We start from the raw sequence: 23,982 nt of genomic DNA on the forward strand, positions 1-23,982 counted from the left end.
AAATGACAGCTTTGACTTTAAACGCCGCTCAGATTGCTGATTACGAAAACCGCTATCCGCAGGTCTTTCGCCGCCCGTTTTCCAAACGCTATACATTGCCGCTGATCGGTCTGGGTATCGTGCTTTATATGGCCTATAGCTGGTGGTTCTTTGCCATTGGCACCGTGTTGTCGGAGGGGCAGTGGGATCGCGCCGGTATTACTGCCCGTCAGTGGTATTCCTATGAAGTGCGCCCGACCATTCGCCTAAACACTGGTTTGAATGGTGATGAGGCAAAAGTTACCTATCCGCGCTTTTCGGTACTGGGCAAGAATCCTGATCCGGAATGGGTGCAGCAGGCAAACGGCCGCACCAGTGTGATTTTCGGCAGCTCTGAAGCGCTGCATCTCAGTGGCAATACGGTTGTCGTAGAGCATGGCGGCGAAGTGCTGAATGTGCGCATTGATGCCGATGCTGCCCGACCTGTTGATGATAAGCCGCTGCCGTCTTGGGCATTGCTGAAAAATGACGAAGTGCAGGTGGATTTCGGTTTCTCCGGTGAAGCTCGTATCATGCCGGAGCGTATCACCGTCAATCGCCGTTTCTTCGGCTGGCCGAACTTTGTGTTCGATACCAATTCGCCATTCTGGGGCAAATCAGCTGGTGAGGTCGCCTCGCTGATCGTCTCCGGTGAGCGTATCAAACCGGAAATGTCCAATCTGTCGCTGGCTTTTGACAATATCTGGAACAATGCGGAATGGCAGCACGGCGATGTCTGGATCAAGATGCTGCAGACGATTGTCATGGCTTTTGTCGGTACATTGTTTGCTGGTATGCTCGCGCTGCCGCTGGCTTTCATTGCGGCGCGTAATATCACGCCGAACTTCTTTGCCAATCAGATTACCAAGCGCCTGTTCGACTTCCTGCGCTCGGTGGATATGTTTATCTGGGCGCTGTTCTTCACCCGTGCTTTCGGACCAGGGCCGCTGGCTGGTATTTCGGCGATCTTCTTCACCGATACCGGTACGCTGGGTAAACTCTATTCGGAAACGCTGGAAAATATCGATGATAAACAGCGTGAAGGTGTGAAATCGGTTGGTGCATCACCGTCCAATGTGCAGCGCTACGGTGTTATTCCGCAGGTGATGCCGGTCTTCCTTAGTCAGATGCTGTATTTCTGGGAGTCCAATACCCGTTCGGCAACGATTATCGGTGCGGTGGGTGCCGGTGGTATCGGTCTGAAACTTTGGGAAGCCATGCGCACCAACTCCAACTGGGCAAATGTCGCCTATATGGTGATCCTCATTCTGATCGTGGTGTTTGTATTCGATGCCATTTCCAATGCGCTGCGCTCACGTTTGACCGGTGATCGCCGCGTCTCACAGAAATGAGACAAAAACTTCAAATCAGCGTTGTCTGATTGTCACAAAACTCCTGTAGGCCACAGCCATGCTGCGTGATCCGATCATGCAGCATGGTTGTTTTTTGTAGGAAAGCATAATTTCGATGACACGCGACACGCGCCCTTCCGATATCGTTTTTAAAAATGCCCGCATCATCCTCGAGGATGAAGTTATCACCGGCACGATCCAGATTCGTGACGGAAAAATCGCTGATATCAGCTCTGGCAATGGCATTAGCGGTGAAGATTTCGGTGGCGATTATCTGATGCCGGGTGTTGTGGAACTGCATACCGATCATCTGGAACAGCATTATGCGCCGCGCCCGAAAGTACGCTGGAACGCCGATGCGGCCTTGATGGCGCATGATGCACAGATTGCTGCTTCCGGCATCACTACAGTATTTGATGCTCTGCGCGTTGGTCTTGACGGCGATACCGATATTAATTCCGATGACATGGTGCTTCTTGCCGATGCGATTGCTGATGGTCAGAACAATGGCCGCTTGCGTGCAGACCATTATCTGCATTTGCGCTGCGAAGTGTCTTCACCGAATTGCCTCGATGCGTTTGAATTGTTTGAGCACAATCCTCAGGTGAAGATTGCCTCCCTCATGGATCACGCTCCGGGACAGCGCCAGTTTGCCAGCCTTGAGGCCTATAAGACCTACTATATGGGCAAGCAGAAAATGACACAGGCCGAGTTTGATGCGTTCTGTGATCGTCGTGTGGCGGAATCTGTGGCTCATGCAGACCGTTTCCGCAAAGAAATTGCTGCCCGTTGTCAGGCCAAGGGTATTTCGCTTGCCAGCCATGATGATGCGACACTTGCCCATGTGGATGAAGCGATTGAGCAGGGTATTCATGTGGCCGAATTCCCGACAACGCTGGAAGCTGCCAAAGCCTCGAAAGAAGCCGGTATGGCTGTGCTGATGGGCGCACCGAATATCGTGCGCGGCTCATCCCATTCCGGTAATGTCTCGGCGCGTGATCTGGCTTCCGCCGGTCATCTCGATATTCTGTCGTCCGATTATATTCCTTTCAGCCTTGTGCAGGCAGTTTATACACTGCCGCAACTGGTTGATGGCTATACGCTGCCGCAGGCGATCAATCTGGTTACCCGCAATCCGGCTAAAGCTGTCGGTTTTACTGACCGCGGAACACTTGCATCGGGCAAGCGGGCTGATATGGTTCGCGTTCATATTCAGAATGCGATACCGGTGGTACGTTCAGTATGGCGGGAAGGGCAGCGCGTACTCTGAGTGCGGTTGCAATATTGAGTGACGGAATGAATGGAATGACCGGTATTTTTGTTGCCGTTGTGGGGCCGAGCGGTGCGGGCAAAGACACAATCATCGACTATGCACGCACGCATTTGCCGCAGGATGGCAGCTATCATTTTGTGCGCCGCGTCGTGACCCGTGATGCCCATGGCAATACGGAAGATCATGATACACTGACCGAAACGGCATTTCTGGAAGCGGTTGAGCGGTCAGAATTCTGCATGCACTGGCAGGCACATGGCCTCTATTATGGTCTGCCTGCCTCGGTGGAGCAGGTGATTGAAAATGGCGGTGTGGTGATTGCCAATCTGTCCCGCCGTGTTCTGCCGCAATTGGCCGCGCGTTTCCCGCGTGTGGCGATTGCCCATATTACCGCAACTCCGGAAGTGCTGGCGCAACGTCTTGCATCGCGCGGGCGCGAAACACCGGAATCCATTGCGCTGCGCTTGCAGCGTCAGGAACCGGTTGAAGCCGGTGATGTACCGGTCTGGGTGATTGATAATTCCGGTGATGTTGCCGCAGCGGGTGAGGCTTTTACCAGCCAGTTGAATACCTGCCGCGGCTGATTTGGCTTTAACTATGCGATGAAAATAATTCAGGGCAGTTTCGGGAAAACGAAACTGCCCTGATCTTTATGGTTTTTCCGGTGCCGGCCTGTCATCGTCATCCGGCAGGAAAATCCGGTTGGCGGCTCCGTCCATATCCTCATATTGCCCGCTTTTCAGTGACCATAAAAATGCTGCGAGCCACATGCCGCCCAAAAACAGGGCAATGGGTATGAGGAAAATCAATATATTCATAATCTCAGGCCTTTTGTCGCTTCAGCAGGCTTAAAGGAGAGGCCGCTTTCTGGCCTTGTTTTTTACCTGCCTTCAAGCGAAGGGCGTTGCTGACCACGAGGATCGAAGACAGCGACATGGAGAGCGCTGCAATCAAAGGCGTGACATAGCCGAACAGCGCAATGGGTACGGCAATAATATTATAGATCAGTGACAATGCAAAGTTCTGGCGGATCAGTTTGCCTGCCTCGCGGGAGATTGCCACTGCCAGCGGCACCGCTGTCAGGCTGTCATGCAGGAACACGAAGTCCGCAGCATTGCGGCCAATATCCGCTGCCGTTGCCGGTGCCATCGATACATAGGCAGACATCAGCGCAGGCGCATCATTCAGCCCGTCACCAACCATCAGCACTTTATGGCCTTCATTGGTACACTCGGTCACCAGTTCTGATTTATGGGCAGGCAGAATTTCTGCGCGGTATTTCTTAATACCAAGCTGACGGGCGAGGGCACTGACTGTTTTTTCTTTGTCACCGGAGAGAATTTCAACACTGAGTTTTTCATCTTTCAGCGCCTGAACAGAGCGCGCAGCATCATCACGCGGACTGTCTTCAAAACTGAACGCTTCCAGCAAAGTACCATTGCGGCTCAGAACGGTTTCCGTGCCGGTGCTGGCATTGTCCTGTGAAACATCTTCAACTGCCCAGTCACGGCGACCAAGACGATAAATATCCTGCCCCATACGGGCTTCGATACCGGCACCGCTGACCTCTTCAATCAGATCAAAACGGATGTTTTTTGCCGGATTGGTGAAGGCGGTCAATGCACGCGACAGCGGGTGACGCGAATAGAGTGCCAGTTCGGCGGCCAGTTCCAACGCATTCTGATCGAGATTGCCGCGCTCCATGAGCTGTGGCTGGCCGAGTGTCAGCGTGCCGGTCTTGTCAAACATCACACTGTCAATTTCAGCCATACGTTCCATCGCGGAACCGTCTTTGACCATGATGCCGTTTTCAAACAGGCGACGTGCGGCCACAACCTGCACAATCGGTACAGCCAGAGCCAGTGCACAAGGGCAGGTAATAATCAGCGTGGTGATCGCGACATAGGTGGATTTGTACCAGTCGCCGCTCAGATAAAGCCAGACGATAAAAGCCAGAAATGCAGTGGTGTGGACAAGCGGCACATAAAGTGCGGAAGCACGGTCTGCGAGCTGGCGGTAACGGGCACGGCCACCTTCTGCGGCATCCATCAGGCGCACCATTTCCGCGAGGAAAGAACTATCAGCAGAGGCGGTGGCTTTAATGGTCAGCGGGGCGGTGAGGTTCATGGTACCTGCACGGATTTTCGATCCTTGTGTCACCGGAACCGGCACACTTTCACCGGTCGCAATTGAACAATCGAGATCAGAACGGCCGCTTTCAACTACAGCATCAACAGGCACGCGCTCACCAACGGCCAGAATAATGCGCATAGACGGGCGGATATCGGCAATCGGCATGAAGCTGTGCTGGTTGTCATCGCCGATCACTACGGCACCGCGTGCGGCCAGCTGGCTTAAACCTTTCACTGCAGAGCGGGCGCGTTCGCGCATCACATGATCCAGAGTGCGGCCGATCAGCAGGAAAAACAGCAATGTTGCTGAAGCATCAAAATAAGCATGCTGGCCGGAATTGAGCGTTTCATACACACTCATCACAAAAGCAAGGGTGATCGCCAGCGAAATCGGCACATCCATATTGCTGCGGCCATGTTTCAGCGCGTTCCATGCGGACATATAGAAAATCCGGCCGGAATAGACCAAAGTCGGCAGTGCGATCAGGCCGGACAGCCAGTGGAACATATCGCGCGTTGCGGCATCCGCGCCGGACCAGACCGACACGGAAAACAACATGATATTCATCGAGGCAAAACCGGCGACAGCCAGCGCGATCAGCAGGCGGGAAAGCTGCGGATCTTTATCATCACCGAGCTCAAAAATATGGGCGGGGTAACCGGCTCTCTGCAAAGCATCAATCACATGCGGCGGTTCAATCCCGTCTTTCCAGCGGACAGATACCCGTTTGGATGAAAGATTAACACGCGCATAACTGATTTCAGGCAAAGCATTCAGCGCAGTTTCAACAGTCTGAATGCACAATCCGCAATGAACTGAGGGAACAGACAGGTCAAGCTGACGCTGGCCATCGCCGAGTGTGCGGCTGGCCAGCAGTAATTCTTCCGGACGATAATCCGCAGCTGAAAACTGAATGCCGGAACCACAGCAACTCATTGCGCTGATCCTTGTGTCGGCTGGTTGTCTGCGGTGATGGTGAATTTACCACCGGCAATATTCACACGGTTGACCTGACGGTAAGGCAGATCAAGTCCGGCATAGGTATTGATTTCAACTACCCAGTTTCCGTCTTTCAGATCGGCTTCTGCGGTCAGCACATTATTACCTGCAGGCATCAGATTCAGGATCTGGTCTTCTTTTTCATTCACTGGCCTGCGGAAAACAGCCGTTGCGCCAAGCGCTTTGACCGGCGCGCCATTAGCATCGGTCAGGCTATAGCTGACAATACCGTCTTTATAATCCAGATTTTGTTTCCAGTTGAGCGCGGCATGTTCTTTGCCGAGCTGGGATTTTTCATTAAATTCCTGACTGGCAACATAGGAGTTCTGGACAACAAGGCCGGACCAGCTGCGGATTGCTGATGTGGCCATAATGACATTCACGATAATAATCACCCCGAAGAAAGCGATCATAATCGCAAGCATATGCCAGCCGGTAAATTCGCGTCCCTGAGGGGCAGGGGAAGACGTATTCTGCTTGATCATCACGTTTCTCCGTTATCAGCGCTTTTCAGGGGCAATGAAAGTGGCTTTATAGGTTGCTGACTCGGTTCCGTTAACATCACGGACTGTCATGGTGAATGGTGTGCTGCCCGGAGGGACTGCGGTCTTAGGCAGGACAACGAACACTTTCAGGGTTTTCAGACGATCCGGTTCGGCGTTGAAAATATGGCGCCCTGAACCGTCTGTTGCCTGATCGGCCACATGCACTTCTGCCTGTGACAGGCCGTCAATAATCAACTCAAACTGGCGTGGTTCATTGACCATGTTCAGTAGTTTGACCGTATAGCCGTTGCGGATAGAACCATCAGACAGCAACACATATTGCGGGTTACGATCCTGCAGCACATTGATGCCGATCCGTTCGCGCATCAGCAAAGTTGTAATCAGCGCTACACCGATCAGTGCCCAGATCGAGAAATAGAACAGGCTGCGCGGGCGGAAAATCTTGGACATTTTCAGCTGCTGCACCTTGTCATTAAAGGTGTTTTTAGCTTCATAAATCCGTGTCGGCTCAATCGGTGTTGTGCCGTTATTGGTCGCCAGCGCCATATTGAGATCATAGTCGGACAGCGTGGAATAGGAGATCAGGCCGCGCGGCTTGCCGATTTTGTCCATAACCGAGTTACAGGCATCAATACACAGCGCACAGGTAATGCATTCCAGCTGCTGACCGTCGCGGATATCAATACCCATCGGGCAGACGGCCACACAGGCATTACAATCCACGCAATCGCCGACACTCTCACCGGCAGCAATGGCTTTTTTGGAATTACGGGTGCGTGGCTCACCGCGCCAGTCATTATAGGTCACTGTGAGCGAGTTTTCATCGAGCATGGCTGCCTGAATACGCGGCCAAGGACACATATAAGTACAGACCTGCTCACGCATCAGCCCGCCGAAAACATAGGTGGTGGCGGTCAGAATAGCGACAGTGATATAGGCGACCATTGCGGCCTGACCGGTCACAAATTCCATCAGCAATGTTGGTGCATCTGCGAAATAGAAAATCCATGCACCGCCGGTCATAACGGCGATAGCCAGCCAGATTGTATGTTTGGTGACGCGTTTTACAAGCTTATTGGCCGTCATCGGGGATTTGTCGAGTTTGATACGTGCATTGCGGTCGCCTTCAACGGCGCGCTCAACAACCAGAAACAGATCAACCCATACGGTCTGCGGGCAGGTATAGCCGCACCATGCGCGCCCCGCGACACTGGTAACAAGGAACAGGCCGATACCGGCCATAATCAGCATACCGGCAACGTAGTAGAATTCCTGCGGCCAGATTTCGATGAAGAAGAAGTAGAAGCGGCGATGTGCAATATCAATCAGGACAGCCTGATCGGGGGCGTAAGGCCCGCGATCCCAGCGCAGCCATGGCGTGAGATAGTAAATGCCGAGTGTGATGAACATGATAATCCACTTGAAGCGGCGGAAATCACCACTCGCTCGTTTCGGGAAAACCTTGACACGCGCGGCATACAGAGAGCCGCGTTTCTCAGACGAATTCACCGCCTGCGCATCGATACGTTCAAATTCACCAACATCTGACATGGTACACTCCGGGGGCTAGAGCTGTTTGCGTTCAGATTGGAGTATGGCGCTTGCTCTAGATTCTTTATTTCATCGCATTAACACTGCACTCATTGAGGGCATTTGAGCGCGGAATGCTTAAGGGCAGTCTGAAAACTGAAATGGTCTTATAAAACTGCACTCAAATCACTCAGAGCGGGTTCCGGTTATCGGAACAGAAATCCGCACTGAGTTTCTAAGGTTTCATCAGAGCCCCGTTTTTCAGATTATATCTGCTGGGCTTGCTGATTTTTTGAGCACCGGCCGGAATATTTTACACCAATATTTTACACCGGCCGGCCATGACTTGAAACAGGGCGTTTTTACTCACCGCCACCCAGAGAGTGGACATAGATTGCCAGCTGTTTCACAGTTGTGTCACCCAGACGGCCTTCCCATGCAGGCATTACGCCATGCTTGGGATTTCTCACCTGTTTGGCAATTTCCGCTTCGCCGGAACCGTAGAACCAGATCGCATCGGTCAGATTTGGCGCACCGAATTCCTTATTGCCCTTGGCATTTTCGCCGTGACAGGCAGCGCAGTTTTCAGCAAAAACCTGTTTGCCTGCGGGTATCAGGCTTGCATCATGCGGTGTCGATGTCAGGCTGGTGACATAGGCTGCCACATCACGGATCTGCTGCGGCTCAAGAATGTCGCCATAGGCAGGCATTTCGGAGATGCGTGTTTCTTCGTCATCCTTGGAACGCACGCCGTGGCGTACAGTCTGCAGGATTTCATCAATAGAACCGCCCCACAGCCAGTCATCATCATTCAGGTTCGGATAGCCTGGGGCACCCTGTGCACCGGAACCGTGACACTGAACACAATTCACACGAAATGCCGCTGCACCGCCTGCAATTGCAAACTGGTTGAGCTGCGGATCAGCTATAATTTCCTGAACGGATTTTTCTTTAATAGCTGCCAGAATATCCTGACGTTCACCCTGAATTTTGGTGTTTTCTTTCCAGAAATCACCACGGCTCGACCATTCCAGAAGACCGGAAGTGGCGCCGTTGATGAGCGGCCATGCCGGATAGGCAACAGTATAGGCAATCGCCCAGACAATGGTTGCATAATAGGCATAGAGCCACCAGCGTGGCATCGGATTATCAAGTTCCTTGATGCCGTCCCATTCGTGGCCGGTTGTTTCAACGCCTGTTACATCGTCAATTTGCTTATCAGTCATTGTTTTCGTCCTTGAACGGAATGGCTTTCGCAGCATCGGCAGCTTGTTTGCTGCCTGGACGGAAGGCGAAGAAGACAACAAAGAGGAAGAAGAGGAACATGCCTAACAGCCCCCAGCTGTCGGCAAAGTGGCGCATGGTCGTATAATCCATGATGAACCTCCTTAACGCGACTTCGGTGACTGGTCGTAAGTTGAGAAATCAACCAGAGTTCCCAGCATCTGCAGATAGGCAACAAGTGCATCCATTTCGCTGACAACCTTCGGATTGCCATCGAAATCGCCGGTCTTGGCTTTAGGGTAGCGGGCAAGCAGAGCCTCTGTATCGGCTTCCGGATCAGCCTGCGCTTTCATATCCGCCAATGCATTGTCGACCATTTCCTGATTATAAGGCACGCCGACAGCAATATTGGCTTTCAGATTGCCGGTAATGCCGGACATATTCAGCGGCGTGTTCATCAGGAATGCATAGCTCGGCATAACCGATTCAGGCACCACATCGCGCGGCTCAATCAGATGCTGAACATGCCATTCATTCGAGTAACGGCCGCCGACACGGGCAAGATCAGGCCCTGTACGCTTCGAGCCCCACTGGAACGAATGGTCATACATGCTTTCAGCTGCAAGGCTGTAATGACCGTAGCGCTCCACTTCATCGCGGAACGGACGGATCATCTGCGAATGGCAGGTATAGCAGCCTTCGCGGATATAAATGTCACGGCCTGCCAGCTCCAGAGGAGAGTAGGGGCGCATGCCCTCTACTTTCTCAATGGTGTTTTGCAGGTAAAACAGCGGGGCAATTTCCACGATACCGCCGACAGTGACCACAACCAGCGAACCGATCAGCAGTAAAGTAGCGTTTTTTTCAATCAGCGAGTGTTTTTTGAGAATAGACATAACTCACCTGCTCCTTATTCTGCCGGTTTCAAATACGGGCCGGTATTGGTGTCTGAGATTGGTGTCGAGCCCGGAATTGCGGCCTCCTCTCTCAGATCACCCTTGATGGTCTTGTAGACGTTCCAGGCCATCACAAGTCCGCCCGCCAGATACATCGTGCCGCCAAGTGTACGGATGACATAGTAAGGGAACATTGCAAGTACTGTTTCGGCGAAGGAGTAAACCAGGAAGCCCTGATCGTCATATTCGCGCCACATCAGACCCTGCTGGATACCGGCAACCCACATGGAAGCGGCATAGAGCACGATACCAAGTGTAGCCAGCCAGAAGTGCCAGTTGACCATGCGCACAGAATAGAGACGCTCACGGTTCCACAGGCGCGGTACAAGGAAGTACACGGCCGCAAAAGTGATCATACCATTCCAACCGAGCGCACCCGCATGAACGTGACCAATGGTCCAGTCTGTATAGTGCGACAGCGAGTTAACGGCCTTAACCGACATCAGCGGGCCTTCGAAGGTCGCCATACCGTAGAAGGCAATAGCAGCAACCATCAGACGGACAACCGGATCAGTACGGATTTTATCCCATGCGCCGGAAAGCGTCATCAGACCGTTGATCATACCACCCCAGGACGGCATCCACAGAACGATGGAGAAGACCATGCCGAGTGTCTGTGCCCAGTCCGGCAGCGCTGTATAATGCAGGTGGTGAGGACCGGCCCAGATATAGAGGAAGATGATCGACCAGAAGTGCACAATCGACAGGCGGTAGGAATAGACCGGACGATTGACCTGTTTCGGCACGAAATAATACATCATCGCAAGGAACGGCACGGTCAGGAAGAAGGCCACGGCATTATGGCCGTACCACCACTGGGTCACCGCATCCTGCACGCCGGAGAAAGCCGAATAGCTTTTCACGCCGAGGAAAGAGACCGGAATTGCCAGATTGTTGATCACATGCAGCATGGCAATGGTGATGATGAAGGAGAGGTAGAACCAGTTGGCCACATAAATGTGCGGCTCTTTACGCTTCATCAGCGTGCCCATGAAGATCACGAGATAGACAACCCAGACAATGGTCAGCCAGAGATCGACATACCATTCCGGTTCAGCATATTCACGCGACTGGGTGATGCCGAGCAGATAGCCGGTGCCTGCCATGACGATGAACAGGTTGTAGCCCCAGAAAACGAACCATGCCAGATCGCCGCCGAAAAGGCGCGCACGGCAGGTACGCTGCACCACATAGAAAGAAGTGGCGATCAGGGCGTTACCGCAGAAGGCAAAAATAACAGCTGATGTGTGAAGAGGGCGGACACGGCCAAAATTTAGCCATGGTCCCAGATTCAAATCAGGGAATGCGAGCTGCGCAGCAATGAAAACACCAACGAGGAAGCCGATAACACCCCAGAATACTGTGGCAATGACACCGTAACGGATCGGACCGTCCATATAAACGGACTGATCTTCCTTCACAGGCTTCAGACTGTAATCTGCATTACGCAGCAGTAAGACTGTAAAAATCACAAGAGTGAAAAACAGAACCCACATATGGCTTCTGAATAATGGATCATGCGTAAACCCCGCGGCCAGCAGTGCTAAAAAAGCACCGAGCCCGGAGATTACAATTCCCGCAGCGTAATTCATGAAAAATCCCCTCGCGCGCGCAACTTATCCTGCCCGCAAATTACAGAAATGCCTGCAATTCGAGCAATATAGCGGGTATTATATGCGACGGAAAAATTTAGTCATTGATTTAAATCAAGTACGGCCGGTGACAGGGCATGTATAAATGAAGCGTTTTTTGCGTGATTTTCCGCTAATTCGCAGCATATTGACGGAGATAATGGCTTCGGGTTTTGTTGTTTGCGAAATAATTTAATTATGACAATGTGATATGTAGAATTTTCTATAAATATCATATAGTTGCCTGATAAATTCTTATATCTTTATTGCTGTATTTACAGAAATTTCTGAAATAAATGTAGGAAATTATTTAGATTTTTCAGTTCTGAACCGGATCGGGGAATAGTCGTTTAAGCTTTGAAAATTCAGCCGGAACAGGTGCGTTGTGTCTTGCTGCGCAGGGTGGGGCTGATTGTCGCTGAGGCTGTGCCGGTGGCCGCTTAGGCGCCGGTTTTAATGGTACTGCAAAGTACAGCAGGGGCTCGGATCGCTCCAGTCTGGAATGATTCTCATCTCTACAGAGCTGTTTGTGCAGGAAAAATCACAGAAAACAGTACCAGTTTGGCATTGATAGTTACGTTGCCAATGTTTTTCATTATGCAAAATTGCTATCAATTTATGCAATTTTCGTCTGGTAAATTGTCAACATTTGCGGCGCGGGCTCTTGCTTTGGTACCAGTTTTTTGCAAGCATGTTCTTAACAAACAAAAATAACTGCTGACGGACTGACCGGTCAAAAGCCCGGGAGTAACCGAACAGTACAGGGGAATAAAAAAGCCACCGGATCTCGTATGAGTGAGGCTTTTCCTCAGCTCAATCATTAACCTTCCCGATCTTCATATCGGTAGGGCTCGCTGAATTATGTCTTGTCTTCCTTGAAGGCAGGGTGCTGGGAGATAGACAGAGTATGGAATATGCAGATCTCGTCCTTGCGGGCGGGCGGATTTTTTGCGGCCTTAATGAAGGGTTTGTTGAGGCGCTTGCAATTGCTGACGGTAAGGTTCTGGCAACCGGCACTACAGCTGAGATTGAAGCACTGACCGGTGAAAAGACACGACGTGTCGATCTGGGCGGACGTGTTGCGGTGCCGGGACTCAATGATGCCCATATGCATCTTCTTATGCTTGGCATAGGTATGAACGAGATCAATCTGCGCCCTGAATCAGGCGTGCGCAGTCTCGAGGAGATTTTCAAACGTATTGCGCAGGAAGTAGCTGTGAAACCGGCGGGTGAATGGATCCGTGGCGGCGGCTATGATCATTTTGAGCTGAGTGAACAGCGCCATCCGACGATTGAGGAACTGGATGCGATTGCGCCCGATCATCCGGTTTATATCACCCGCACCTGCGGTCACGTTGGTATCGCCAACAGCGCGGCCATGCGTCTGGCAAATATTACCCATGACACACCAAGTCCGTCCGGTGGTCTGATTGAAAAGCGCAACGGCAAATTATCCGGCCTGCTGGCAGAATCCGGTATGCGTGTGGTGACGGATAAAATCCCGCCACTGAGCCGTGATGAGCTGAAAGCTGCGATTACCCGCGCTGCGGAATTCATGCTTTCGCAGGGTTTTACCTCAGTGATGGATGCCGCTGTGGGCATGGGTTACGGCATGGAAGAACTTCATGCCTATGAAGAACTGGCAGCAAGCGGTAATCTGCCGATCCGCACATGGGTTTGCATTTATGGCAATCATGACGGTATCGGCGATCAGGCTCATGCACAGGGTTTCCGCGCTAAACGTCAGACAGGCAATTTGCGCTACGGCGCAATGAAAGTTTTCTCGGATGGCAGTGCCGGTGGTCTGACAGCCGCTATGAGTGAGCCTTATGTGGCAGGCGATCCGAATAATTTTGGTATTTTCTGCTATTCCGATGCGGAAATGCACAAGTCCCTCAAGCATTATCATGAGCTTGGCTATCAGCTGGCCATTCATGCGATTGGTGATGCGGCGATTGAACAGGTACTGTCCGGTATTGAGAATGCCGACAGTGCGCAACATCCAATTAAAACCCGTCGTCATCGTATTGAACATTGCGGCTTCCTGAGCGACGGGCAGATTGAGCGGATGGCCAAAGCCGGGATTGATCCGGTACCGCAGCCGATGTTCATTTATGAGTTTGGCGATCTTTACGTTGCCAATCTGGGCGAAAAGCGCGCCCATGCATCCTATCCGATGCGCAAATGGGTGGATGCCGGTTTGCATCCGGCTGCGTCTTCCGATGCGCCGGTCACCTCCACCAATCCGTTCCAGAATATCTACACGCTCGTCACCCGCAAGACCAAGGTCGGTTCGGTGATCGGCGGAGACCAGTGTCTGACACGGGAAGAAGCCATTCACGCTTACACGCATTTCGGCGCCTATACGCAGTTTGCGGAACAGGACATCGGACGTCTGGTGGCAGGTATGGCGGCGGATATTGCTGTGTTGTCGAAGGATATTTTCACCTGTGACGTGGAAGAAATCCGCAGCGATGTGGTCTGCGATATGACCGTGCTGGATGGCAAAGTCGTTTTCGAGCGGCAGGTGTAACTGTTCAGGTTCGGGGCGCGTTAGCGCGCCTTGAACCGACAGCCAGAGAAAGGCAATTTCATGCTTCGGCACACGTTACAACGTCTGCTTCTCGCTTTACCGGTCATGTTCGGTGTGCTGCTGCTCGGCTTTTTGCTGATGCAGGTGGTGCCGACCGATCCGGCACAGGTGCGTGCAGGGCCTACCGCGACACAGGAACTGGTTGAGGCTATCCGCCGTGATCTCGGTCTCGATCAGCCTTTGTGGAAACAGTTCTTCTATTATATCGGCCGCCTGATGCAGGGCGATCTCGGCGTTTCCATCATCAATAATGTGCCGGTCTCGCAGGAACTCGGTGCCACAATCGGCCCGACACTGGAGCTGATGGTTGCATCCCTGATCTGGGCAATTCCTCTGGGCATTCTGCTCGGCACAGTCGGTGCATATTATCGCGGCTCGCTGCTGGATCGTTCGATCATGGCGGTGTCTGTTGCCGGTGTGTCTATCCCTGTGTTTTTTCTCGGTCTGGTGCTGGTCTGGCTGTTCGGCTTCAAATATCCGATCCTGCCATTTACCGGTCGCCTCGGGCCGTTATGGACATGGGAAGGCTTCACCAGCATCATTCTGCCTGCGATCACGCTGGGCGGTGTGTTTGTCGGCCCTGTTGCCCGTATGACGCGTACATCGGTGCTGGATGTGCTGGGTGCGGATCATATCCGCACCGCACGCGCTAAAGGTCTGAAAGAGCGCAAAGTTGTCACCCGTCACGCGCTACGCAATGCGCTGGTGCCGGTGGTGACACTGATCGGTTTGCAGATTGGCTTCCTGCTCGGCGGTGCTGTGGTGGTTGAGACGGTGTTCTCATGGCCGGGTATTGGTCGTCTGGCAGTCGGTGCGATTTTGTCCAGCGATCTGCCAATGGCGCAGGGCACGATTATCGTGATGTCTCTCGGCTTTATTCTCGTCAATCTGGGCGTTGATATTCTCTACGCTGTGCTCGATCCGCGTGTGAGAGGTGCATGATGACCAGCCTTGCAAAAACAACTGTTGCGGATGCAGCGCAACCGGCAGAGCAGGAAATTGCCTTCAAGCGCGTCAGCGTGTTGCGCATGCTGCTCTCCGATACCGGCTCTGTCATCGCTTTGTCTTTGGTGGTGTTGACCTTGTTCTGTGGCCTGTTCGCCCCGTGGCTGGCACCGGAAGATCCCTATGGCGGCAATCTCGGCATGATGCTGAAGCCAATCGGTGAAGCAGGCTATCTGCTCGGCACTGACGGGCAGGGGCGTGGCATGGTTACGCGTTTGCTCTATGGTATCCGCACCACGCTGTTCATGGGCTTTGTCTCGGTGTTCTTCGGGTGTGTGGTTGGCGGGATTATCGGTTTTGTGGCCGCTTATTACACCCGCTGGAGCGGCTTGCTGATGCGCTTCATGGATGTGCTGCTGTCTTTTCCTGCTATTTTGTTCGGTTTGGCAATTGCCGCAATCTTTGGGCCGGGTCTCACTGCCGTTATCATTGCGCTGTCGATTGCAACCGTGCCGCTGATGGCGCGTGTGGTGCGCGGCGGTGCGATTGTCGTGTTGCAGCAGGATTACATTGAAAGCGCGCATTCGCTCGGCATGTCCGACAGCCGCATCATTTTCAAATATGTGCTGCCGAACTGTCTGTCATCGATCTTCGTGTTTGTAACGCTTCGTTTCGGACAGGTGATCCTGCTCGGTGCGGCACTATCCTTCATCGGCCTTGGCGCACAGCCGCCGACAGCGGAACTCGGTGCCATGGCATCGGAAGGGCGTAACTTCCTGTTCTTCGCACCGCATGTCTCGGTTCTGCCAAGTCTGGTGATCTTCATTATCGTTCTGGCGTTTAACGTGCTGGGGGATTCCCTCCGTGACGCGCTCGATCCGAAATTACGTAAATAAAATCATTTTTGGCGGCGGATCACTGCACAGAACAGTGGGCGCCTCATCAGGAGGACTAAAATGAGAAAATATCTGACTGCCACTCTCGTCGCCGGTGTTGCTGCCAGTGCCGTTTTGTCCGGTGCAGCCTATGCCCAGACCAAGGCGCCATTGTCGATCCTGCGCGTGATCGATGCGGATAATTACGATCCGATCCGCTCCACTGCAACAGCTATGGTTGAAGTCATGGCGATGCTGGGTGACACGCTGGTCTCGCTCGATTTTGACATGAAAACCGTCAAACCGGGTCTGGCGGAAGCATGGTCGGTATCCGAAGACGGTAAGACCTATACTTTCAACCTGCGTAAGGATGTGAAATTCTGCGACGGCCGTCCAATGACGGCTGCCGATGTAGTCTATACGATTGAGCGCTGGCAAAACCCGGAAAAACGCTCACCGACTGCCTTCCGTGGCGGTAAGGTCAAGAGTGTAACCGCTAAAGACGATTACACAGTGATCTATGAGCTGGAAGAGCCGTATTCCGATCTTCTGCCGCAGCTGACCATGCCGTTCTCGACCATTGTGGACAAAGCAACCGTAGAGAAGCTCGGTGAGAATTTCGGCGTGCAGGGCTTCAACGGCACCGGCCCTTATTGCTGGGTCAGCTGGCAGCCGCGTCAGGAACTGAAGCTCAAGAAAAACCCGAATTACACATGGGGACCGTCATTCTATAAAAATCCAAGCCCGCAGGTTGATGAAATCGTCTGGCGCGTGATCCCTGAAGCCAATACTCTGATGGCCGCAATTCAGGCGCGTCAGGCAGACATGACCTATTATATGCCGCCGATTGCGCTGACCACGATGGAAAGCATGCCGGGCATTAATGTTTCCAAACAGGAAAACTACATCTACGACATGTTCATGGGCTTCAAGATCGACAAGCCTGTGGTGTCCGATCCGGTGATCCGTAAAGCCGTGAATATGGCGACCAATAAAGCGGCAATCACTCAGGCGGTGTATTTCGGTCATGGTAAGGAAATGAAGTCGCTCGTTAATCCGGCGATTATTGATTTCGATCCTGAATCCGCAAAACTGATGCCTGCTTTCGATCAGGATGCAGCCAATAAAATGCTCGACGAGGCCGGCTGGAAAATGGGCGGCGACGGCATCCGTGAAAAAGACGGCCAGAAAGCCACGTTCCTTGTTTATGGTTTGCGCAATGCAACCAACCCGACTGTGAGTGAGGCCATGCAGGCTGATCTGCGCAAGATCGGTATCGACATGAAAATCCAGCTCTGGGATGCAACTGTCGGCTGGGGCAAGATGGCAACGCAGGAATTTGATGCGTTCTATATGAACTATCCTGCACTGACTGCCCTTGAAGCGATTGGTCTCTACTTCCCGAGCCGTCAGGCCCCGACACCAAACCGCATGAACTGGAAAGATCCGGCAACGGATGAGCTGATCCGTAAAGCGGCAACCACCACCAGCAAGGAAGAACGTCACGAAGCGCTGGCAACCCTGCAGCGTAATCTGACCGAGGCCAATGTCTGGGTCACTCTGTCGTCCGAGCCAATGTGGCTGATCGCCGGCGACCGCGTGGAGGGTGCCAAGGCACACGGTATCTATGGTGCCGGTATCTATAAAGGTCTGGATATTTCTCTGAAACGCTAAAGACAAAAACAGGCGCGGCTCATGAGCCGCGCCTGCACAATCTGTAATTCAGGCGCAGGGGAGTGATGCGGTGAGTGTAACAGTTATCAGAAACGCGGATATTGTCGTTGCATGGGATAAGGACAGCCAAAGCCATATCTATGTGAAAAATGCCGATGTCGCTTTTGAAAACGGTAAGCTGACTTTTGTTGGTACAGGTTATACCGGTGCTGCTGATGCAGAACAGGACGGCCGTGGCTTTATGGTCATGCCGGGTCTTGTCAATATCCATTCCCACCCTGCAAGCGAGCCGCTGAACAAGAGTATTCTCGATGAGCTCGGTTCTCCGGGTCTGTATAATTCCGCGCTTTATGAATTTATGCCGATTATCCGTCCGGATGCGGAGGGTGCAGAGGCTGCATGGAAAGTCGCTTATGCGGAACTGCTGAAATCCGGCGTCACAACACTGGCCGATCTCTCCGTTGCGCATCCGTCATGGATTGATCTGGCAGGGCAGAGCGGTCTGCGTGTTTGCATTACACCAATGTTCCGCACCGCGCGCTGGTACACCAAAAACGGCCATGTGGTTGAATATGAATGGGACGAGGCCGTTGGTGAAAAAGCCATGGCACAGGCATTGGAAATGGTGGATGCCGCTGAAGCGCATTCATCCGGCCGTCTGTTCTCGATGCTGTGTCCGGCACAGATCGACACTTGCAGCGAAGGCCTGATCAAAGAGAGCTATGCGGAAGCACAGCGCCGCAAAATTCCGTGGCAGATTCATGCCGCACAATCGACCGTAGAGTTTCATGAAATCACCCGCCGTCACGGTGTTTCGCCTGTGCAATGGCTGGAGCAGCTTAATGTATTGGGCGAGACCAGCATTGTCAGTCACGGGATATTCCTCGATGATTATCCGCGCAATAGCTGGTATACGCGCCGCGATCTTGATTTGCTGGTGAAAACGCGCACAGCAGTAGCCCATTGCCCGACTGTGTTTATGCGCCGTGGCATAGCCATGCGTGATTTTGGCCGTTATCTGCGCGCAGGTGTGCGCCTTGGTATCGGCACCGATACCTATCCGCATAATATGCTCGAAGAGATGCGCCATGTCGGTTACGTGGCGCGGATGATGGCTGAAAACCCGCGCACCGTTACCTCCGGTGAGATTTTCACCGCAGCAACTGTGGGTGGTGCCGATCTTCTCGGACGTGATGATATCGGTCGCTTGGAAACAGGCTGCAATGCCGATCTGGTGCTGGTCAATCTCGCGCATCCGATGATGCGCCCGGGCTATGATCCGATCCGCAGCATGATCTATGCCGCAGCCGAACGCGCCGTGGATACGGTCTATGTCGGCGGGGACAAAGTGGTCGAGAAAGGCCGCTGCCTGACGATTGATTTCGAGCAGGCCGCCGAAGAGCTCCACGCCGCACAGCAACGCACAGTTCAACGGGCACCGCAGGAAGACTGGGCGAAACGCCCCGTTACTGCTTATGCCCCGCATTCATTTTCCGGCCTGAGTTAAACTGGCCAAAGCAATATTCCGGTCATATGGAAATATGACCGGCTTGGAGATTTCTATATGACAGAACCGGTACTCGAAATCCGCAATCTCGTCACGGAGTTTAAAACCCCGAACGGTGTTATCCGTGCGGTGGACGGTATTTCGCTGAAAGTCGAGCGCGGCAAGACACTGGGTATTGTGGGGGAGAGCGGTTGCGGTAAATCCATGCTGTCGCTGTCTGTCATGGGGCTGGTGCCGCCACCGGGCAAGAATGCCGGCGGTGAGGTGATTTTTGAAGGACAGGATCTTCTGAAACTGTCGGCTGATGAGATGCGCAGGCTGCGCGGCAACCGTATTGCGATGATCTTTCAGGAGCCGATGACTTCGCTCAATCCGGTGCATACAATCGGCTATCAGCTGGTTGAAGCCTTACAGGCGCATCATAAAAAACCTTACAAGGAAATGCGTGAGGAAGCGATCGAAGCACTGCGCAAAGTGCGTATTCCTGCACCGGAGCGCCGTTTTGATGAATATCCGCACCAGCTGTCCGGCGGTATGCGCCAGCGTGTGATGATCGCGATGGCACTGGTCTGCAAGCCGGTGTTGCTGATTGCCGATGAGCCGACAACGGCGCTCGATGTGACTATTCAGGCGCAAATCCTCAACCTGCTGCGCGAGTTGCAGCAGGAAACCAATATGGCCATTATCCTCATCACCCATGATCTGGGTGTGGTGGCGCAGGTCGCGGATGATGTGGCGGTAATGTATGCCGGTAAGGTAGCAGAGCGCGCTTCCGTCAATGCGATTTTCAAAGACCCGCAGCACCCTTATACTATCGGTCTGATGGGCTCGATGCCGCGGATGGACGAGGATGTTGACCGGCTGGTGGCAATCAGCGGTGTGGTACCGCCTCCATTCCGTCTGCCGTCCGGCTGCCGGTTTAATCCGCGCTGCCCGTTTTCAGATGAGGAATGTACAGCAACTCTGCCTGCTCTGCATGAACTCCAAGCCAATCACCTTGTTGCCTGCCATAAAGCTCCGGTGGAGGATTTCGTATGACACAACCACTTCTGGAGCTGCAGGGAATTTCCAAACATTTTCCTGTCAAAAAAGGCCTGATCCGTCAAAAAGTGGTGGGTACAGTCCGCGCCGTGGACGAAGTCTCTTTCAAGCTGATGCCAGGGGAAACACTGGCCATTGTGGGCGAAAGCGGGTGCGGCAAGTCTACGACTGCCCGTCTGGCGCTGCGTCTGCTGGAACCAACCGCCGGTCGGGTGCTGTTCGAGGGTGAGGATGTCACCAATGCCAGCGGCACCAAGCTGCGTGATCTTCGCCGTAAAATGCAGGTGGTGTTTCAGGACCCTTATGCCAGCCTTAATCCGCGCATGACGGTGGGAGAGCTGATTGCCGAGCCGATGCTGGTGCATGGGGTTGGCACCGATACTTCGCGCCGTGAGCGGGTGATTGAACTGCTGCGCCGTGTTGATCTGGCACCTTACCATGCCGCGCGCTATCCGCATGAATTTTCCGGTGGTCAGCGTCAGCGTATTGGTATTGCCCGTGCGCTCTCGCTGTCGCCGAAACTGATTGTCTGTGATGAGCCGGTTTCGGCGCTCGACGTGTCCATTCAGGCGCAGGTCGTCAATCTGCTCAAAGATTTGCAGAAAGAGATGGGACTATCCTACCTGTTCATTTCGCACGGCTTGCCAGTGGTCAAACATATGGCTGACCGTGTGGCGGTGATGTATCTGGGGCAGGTGGTGGAGATTGCTGACAAGCATCAGCTTTATAACAATCCGCGCCATCCCTATACGCAGGCTTTGTTGTCTGCCGCGCCGCAGCCTGATCCGGCTTCGCGTGGCTCGTGGAATGTGCTGGGCGGTGATGTGCCAAGCCCGCTCAATCCGCCGTCCGGTTGCCGTTTCCATACGCGTTGTCCGCTGGCGCAGGATTTGTGCAAGCAGCAGGTGCCTGAATTGAAGGATTTAGTAACTGGCCAGCAGGTCGCCTGCCATTTCGAAGCACAGGTACCTGTCTTCAAACATGCCGCGCATTTCGCTTCCGGTGCGGAGAAATTGCAGCAACGTCTCGGATTGTTTGCCAAGAAACGTGCTGAAAAAGAACAGGCTGCTTAATATAATGATATTGATACAAAACAGGCCGCTTCATTTCTGAAGCGGCCTGTTTTTTGTTTGGTGGTTATTTCCAGATTTCGCCGTCCACTTTGCCTTTCAGCTCCGGATAATCCTTGAGCGTGAAATGCGGTGTACCAAGCTTCTGCTGGTCGAAATAATCTTTGGTCACTTTGACAACAGTGCCGGAGAGCAGCGCAATGGCGATCAGGTTGATGGTTGCCATCAGACCCATGGCGGCATCGGCAGCGTTGAATACGGTGAGGATGCTTTCATAGGCACCCCAGACCACCATCAGCAATGTGGAACAACGCAACAATGTGAGCCAGAGATGTCTGTCCGCACCCAGATAAATCATGGCATTTTCCGCATAAGCGTAATTACCGATGATCGAGGTGAAGGCGAAGAAGAAGATCGCGATACTGATGAAATAGCTGCCAAACCAGCCGATATGTGCGGTCATGGCTTCCTGTGTCAGCAGCGTGCCGGTCAGGCCGGAGCCCGGAACCAGCTTATGCGACAACAGGATCATAATCGCGGTTGCCGAGCAGATCAGAATTGTATCAATGAACACGCCCAGTGCCTGCACAAAGCCCTGCGAGGAAGGGTGGTGCGGATTTGGTGTGGCGGAAGCGGCAATATTCGGCGCAGAACCCATACCGGCTTCATTGGAGAACAGTCCGCGTTTCACCCCATTCATCAGAGCGCCGGTGATGCCGCCTGCCGCTGCTTCAATGCCGAAAGCGCTTTTAACAATCAGGGCAAATAATGCAGGGACTTCAGTAATATTGGCAAGCAGCACATAGACGGCAACGCCCAGATAAATTGCCGCCATAAATGGCACAACCAGTTCGGCCACGCGGGCGATCTGGCGGATACCGCCGAAAATGACAATACCGGCCAAAGCCGCAATGACGAGGCCGACCAGAACTTTAGAGAAACCGAAAGAGCCGTTCATCGCATCGGCAATGGCATTGGCCTGCACGGCGTTAAAAACAAGGCCGAATGCGATAATCAGACAGACGGAAAAAATTGCTGCTGCCCACGGGGCTTTCAGACCTTTGGAAATATAGAAGGCAGGGCCGCCGCGAAACTGGCCGTCATTATCGCGGGTTTTATAAAGCTGTGCCAGCGTGCTTTCAGAATAAGCTGTGGCCATGCCGACAAAGGCGACGATCCACATCCAGAAAATTGCGCCGGCGCCACCGAGATAAAGCGCGACTGCCACACCGGCAATATTGCCGGTGCCGACGCGTGAGGCGAGGCTGGTACACAGTGCCTGAAACGGGGTAATCCCGCTGTCATCGCGTTTTGGCGCACGCATGACCGAGCGGAAAAATTCAGGAAAATGGAAGATCTGAAGGAAGCCCAACCGGACCGAGAAATAAATCCCGACAGCGAGCAATCCGTAAATCAGCACATAATCCCAGAGGATCATGTTTATAAAGCTAATAATTGTATTCATCGGTATGACGCGCTCCGCTGCACCTTCGGGTGAGGTGAATATGTCGTTTTTATGATAATTATGATCTGATAAATTGGTTTTAGCTTATATTCACAGCGAATGCATGATTTTTTAAATCAGTGTGGAAATGCGCAATTTTCCGGATTTAATTTTGGTTTTTCAAAAAGATACAGCCGCTCGGTCTGTGTAAAACCGGCGGCTGTTATAAAAAATATTATTGCTGATCCGACGTCAGAGCTTCAGCTTTACGTGACGATTCACGTCCTTATAGAGCAGATAACGGAACTTTCCGGGGCCGCCGGCATAGCAAGCCTGCGGGCAGAAAGCGCGCAGCCACATATAGTCACCGGCTTCCACCTCCACCCAGTCCTGATTGAGACGGTAGACCGCCTTGCCTTCCAGCACATAGAGGCCGTGCTCCATTACATGGGTCTCGGCAAACGGAATAATGGCGCCCGGTTCAAACGTGACGATATTGACATGCATGTCATGTCGCAAATCAGACGGGTCAACAAAACGGGTGGTCGCCCATTTGCCGTCGGTGTCCGGCATGGCAACCGGCTCAACTTCGGATTCATGCTTGAAAAAGGCTTCCGGCACATCCAGACCGTTCACATATTCAAAGCTCTTTCTGATCCAGTGAAAGCGGGCAGGCGCATCGCTTTTGTTGCGTACAGTCCAGAGGCTTTTCGGCGGCAGAAAAGCGTAGCTGCCCGCGCGCATGGCATGGTCTTTGCCGTCAAGCGTAATGACAATATTGCCCTCAACCACGAAAATACCGGCTTCGGCATCCGGATCAGGTTCAGGTCTGTCACTGCCGCCCTGCGGTTCCAGTTCCACAATATATTGGGCAAAACTCTCGGCAAAACCGGAGAGCGGACGGGAGAGTATCCAGACGCGGGTTTTATCCCAGAATGGCAGGCAGGATGTAACAATATCCATCATCACGCCTTTTGGGATAACCGCATAGGCTTCGGTGAATACGGCACGGTCGCTCAGCAATTGCGTCTGCATCGGTGCGCCGCCCTTGGGGGCGTAATAAGTGCGCTCAGTCATAATCTCTCCCGTTACTTTTACCCTCAGTGCGCAGTCAGGCCGGTTTTCAGCGTTTCTGCAAGAGGGATAACGGGATTATCATTAAAAAAGATAAATTGTCGACAATATTGTATATAATATCCCGTTTATCTTTT

At 52.9% G+C, this 23,982-nt stretch carries 20 protein-coding genes; 10 read left to right on the forward strand and 10 right to left on the reverse strand.

The features are described from left to right. The first annotated feature begins 2 nt into the window (after nt 1-2). The 3 genes from phnE to phnN all read left to right on the forward strand — a co-directional run bounded on the left by phnE (nt 3) and on the right by phnN (nt 3,227). Nucleotides 3-1,370, forward strand: coding sequence for a phosphonate ABC transporter, permease protein PhnE (gene phnE / locus KHQ09_RS03555; protein ID WP_213596345.1), 1,368 nt, complete (start codon nt 3-5; stop codon nt 1,368-1,370). Nucleotides 1,371-1,485: 115 nt separating this feature from the next. Further along, nucleotides 1,486-2,640, forward strand: coding sequence for an alpha-D-ribose 1-methylphosphonate 5-triphosphate diphosphatase (locus tag KHQ09_RS03560; RefSeq protein ID WP_213596347.1), 1,155 nt, complete (start codon nt 1,486-1,488; stop codon nt 2,638-2,640). Between the two features lie 35 nt (nt 2,641-2,675). Beyond that, the gene (gene phnN / locus KHQ09_RS03565; protein WP_238481555.1) at nt 2,676-3,227 is read left to right on the forward strand and encodes a phosphonate metabolism protein/1,5-bisphosphokinase (PRPP-forming) PhnN; all 552 of its coding nucleotides are present in this window, start codon (nt 2,676-2,678) and stop codon (nt 3,225-3,227) included. 66 nt (nt 3,228-3,293) lie between these two features. Here the strand turns inward: phnN and ccoS are convergent, their stop codons facing one another. From ccoS to ccoN, 8 genes are all read right to left on the reverse strand, one after another. Further along, the gene (gene ccoS / locus KHQ09_RS03570) at nt 3,294-3,461 is read right to left on the reverse strand and encodes a cbb3-type cytochrome oxidase assembly protein CcoS (protein ID WP_022710276.1); all 168 of its coding nucleotides are present in this window, start codon (nt 3,459-3,461) and stop codon (nt 3,294-3,296) included. A gap of 4 nt (nt 3,462-3,465) precedes the next feature. Then, complete coding sequence (locus KHQ09_RS03575; RefSeq protein ID WP_213596351.1) at nt 3,466-5,712, reverse strand: cation-translocating P-type ATPase; 2,247 nt, start codon at nt 5,710-5,712, stop codon at nt 3,466-3,468. Beyond that, on the reverse strand, nt 5,709-6,260 hold the full coding sequence (locus tag KHQ09_RS03580) for a FixH family protein (RefSeq protein WP_213596353.1): 552 nt from the start codon (nt 6,258-6,260) through the stop codon (nt 5,709-5,711). Before KHQ09_RS03580 ends, KHQ09_RS03575 begins: the two co-directional genes overlap by 4 nt. A 15-nt stretch (nt 6,261-6,275) precedes the next feature. Further along, a complete protein-coding gene (gene ccoG / locus KHQ09_RS03585) occupies nt 6,276-7,832 on the reverse strand; it encodes a cytochrome c oxidase accessory protein CcoG (protein WP_213596355.1) in 1,557 nt (518 codons plus the stop codon). A gap of 341 nt (nt 7,833-8,173) precedes the next feature. Continuing rightward, the gene (ccoP, locus tag KHQ09_RS03590) at nt 8,174-9,037 is read right to left on the reverse strand and encodes a cytochrome-c oxidase, cbb3-type subunit III (RefSeq protein WP_022710273.1); all 864 of its coding nucleotides are present in this window, start codon (nt 9,035-9,037) and stop codon (nt 8,174-8,176) included. Then, nucleotides 9,030-9,188, reverse strand: a complete 159-nt coding sequence (locus KHQ09_RS03595) for a CcoQ/FixQ family Cbb3-type cytochrome c oxidase assembly chaperone (RefSeq protein WP_022710272.1) — start codon at nt 9,186-9,188, stop codon at nt 9,030-9,032. Before KHQ09_RS03595 ends, ccoP begins: the two co-directional genes overlap by 8 nt. An 11-nt stretch (nt 9,189-9,199) precedes the next feature. After that, a complete protein-coding gene (ccoO, locus tag KHQ09_RS03600) occupies nt 9,200-9,931 on the reverse strand; it encodes a cytochrome-c oxidase, cbb3-type subunit II (protein ID WP_022710271.1) in 732 nt (243 codons plus the stop codon). 14 nt (nt 9,932-9,945) lie between these two features. Then, nucleotides 9,946-11,583: a cytochrome-c oxidase, cbb3-type subunit I gene (ccoN, locus tag KHQ09_RS03605; protein WP_022710270.1), complete on the reverse strand. Its 1,638-nt coding sequence runs from the start codon at nt 11,581-11,583 to the stop codon at nt 9,946-9,948. Between the two features lie 946 nt (nt 11,584-12,529). Between ccoN and KHQ09_RS03610 the strand changes: the two genes are divergently transcribed. From KHQ09_RS03610 to KHQ09_RS03640, 7 genes are all read left to right on the forward strand, one after another. After that, nucleotides 12,530-14,155 (forward strand): amidohydrolase, encoded by a 1,626-nt coding sequence (locus KHQ09_RS03610; protein WP_213596357.1) that lies wholly within the window; start codon nt 12,530-12,532, stop codon nt 14,153-14,155. Between the two features lie 60 nt (nt 14,156-14,215). Beyond that, nucleotides 14,216-15,157, forward strand: coding sequence for an ABC transporter permease (locus tag KHQ09_RS03615; RefSeq protein ID WP_075654174.1), 942 nt, complete (start codon nt 14,216-14,218; stop codon nt 15,155-15,157). Continuing rightward, nucleotides 15,154-16,056, forward strand: a complete 903-nt coding sequence (locus tag KHQ09_RS03620) for an ABC transporter permease (RefSeq protein ID WP_213596359.1) — start codon at nt 15,154-15,156, stop codon at nt 16,054-16,056. Before KHQ09_RS03615 ends, KHQ09_RS03620 begins: the two co-directional genes overlap by 4 nt. 60 nt (nt 16,057-16,116) lie before the next feature. Then, nucleotides 16,117-17,709, forward strand: coding sequence for an ABC transporter substrate-binding protein (locus KHQ09_RS03625; RefSeq protein WP_213596361.1), 1,593 nt, complete (start codon nt 16,117-16,119; stop codon nt 17,707-17,709). Between the two features lie 70 nt (nt 17,710-17,779). Continuing rightward, on the forward strand, nt 17,780-19,216 hold the full coding sequence (locus tag KHQ09_RS03630; protein WP_238481556.1) for an amidohydrolase family protein: 1,437 nt from the start codon (nt 17,780-17,782) through the stop codon (nt 19,214-19,216). A gap of 57 nt (nt 19,217-19,273) precedes the next feature. Further along, a complete protein-coding gene (locus KHQ09_RS03635; protein WP_022710263.1) occupies nt 19,274-20,254 on the forward strand; it encodes an ABC transporter ATP-binding protein in 981 nt (326 codons plus the stop codon). Next, nucleotides 20,251-21,330, forward strand: a complete 1,080-nt coding sequence (locus KHQ09_RS03640; protein WP_213596363.1) for an ABC transporter ATP-binding protein — start codon at nt 20,251-20,253, stop codon at nt 21,328-21,330. The genes KHQ09_RS03635 and KHQ09_RS03640 overlap by 4 nt, the downstream gene beginning before the upstream one ends. A gap of 64 nt (nt 21,331-21,394) precedes the next feature. Here KHQ09_RS03640 and KHQ09_RS03645 read toward each other — a convergent pair whose 3' ends face one another. Next, on the reverse strand, nt 21,395-22,792 hold the full coding sequence (locus tag KHQ09_RS03645; RefSeq protein WP_213596365.1) for an alanine/glycine:cation symporter family protein: 1,398 nt from the start codon (nt 22,790-22,792) through the stop codon (nt 21,395-21,397). Nucleotides 22,793-23,023: 231 nt separating this feature from the next. Further along, nucleotides 23,024-23,848, reverse strand: a complete 825-nt coding sequence (locus tag KHQ09_RS03650; protein ID WP_213596367.1) for a bifunctional allantoicase/(S)-ureidoglycine aminohydrolase — start codon at nt 23,846-23,848, stop codon at nt 23,024-23,026. Nucleotides 23,849-23,982 lie beyond the last annotated feature (134 nt).

The organism is Pseudochrobactrum algeriensis (genome assembly GCF_018436245.1).
In the GTDB taxonomy this organism is placed as follows: Bacteria; Pseudomonadota; Alphaproteobacteria; order Rhizobiales; family Rhizobiaceae; genus Pseudochrobactrum; species Pseudochrobactrum saccharolyticum.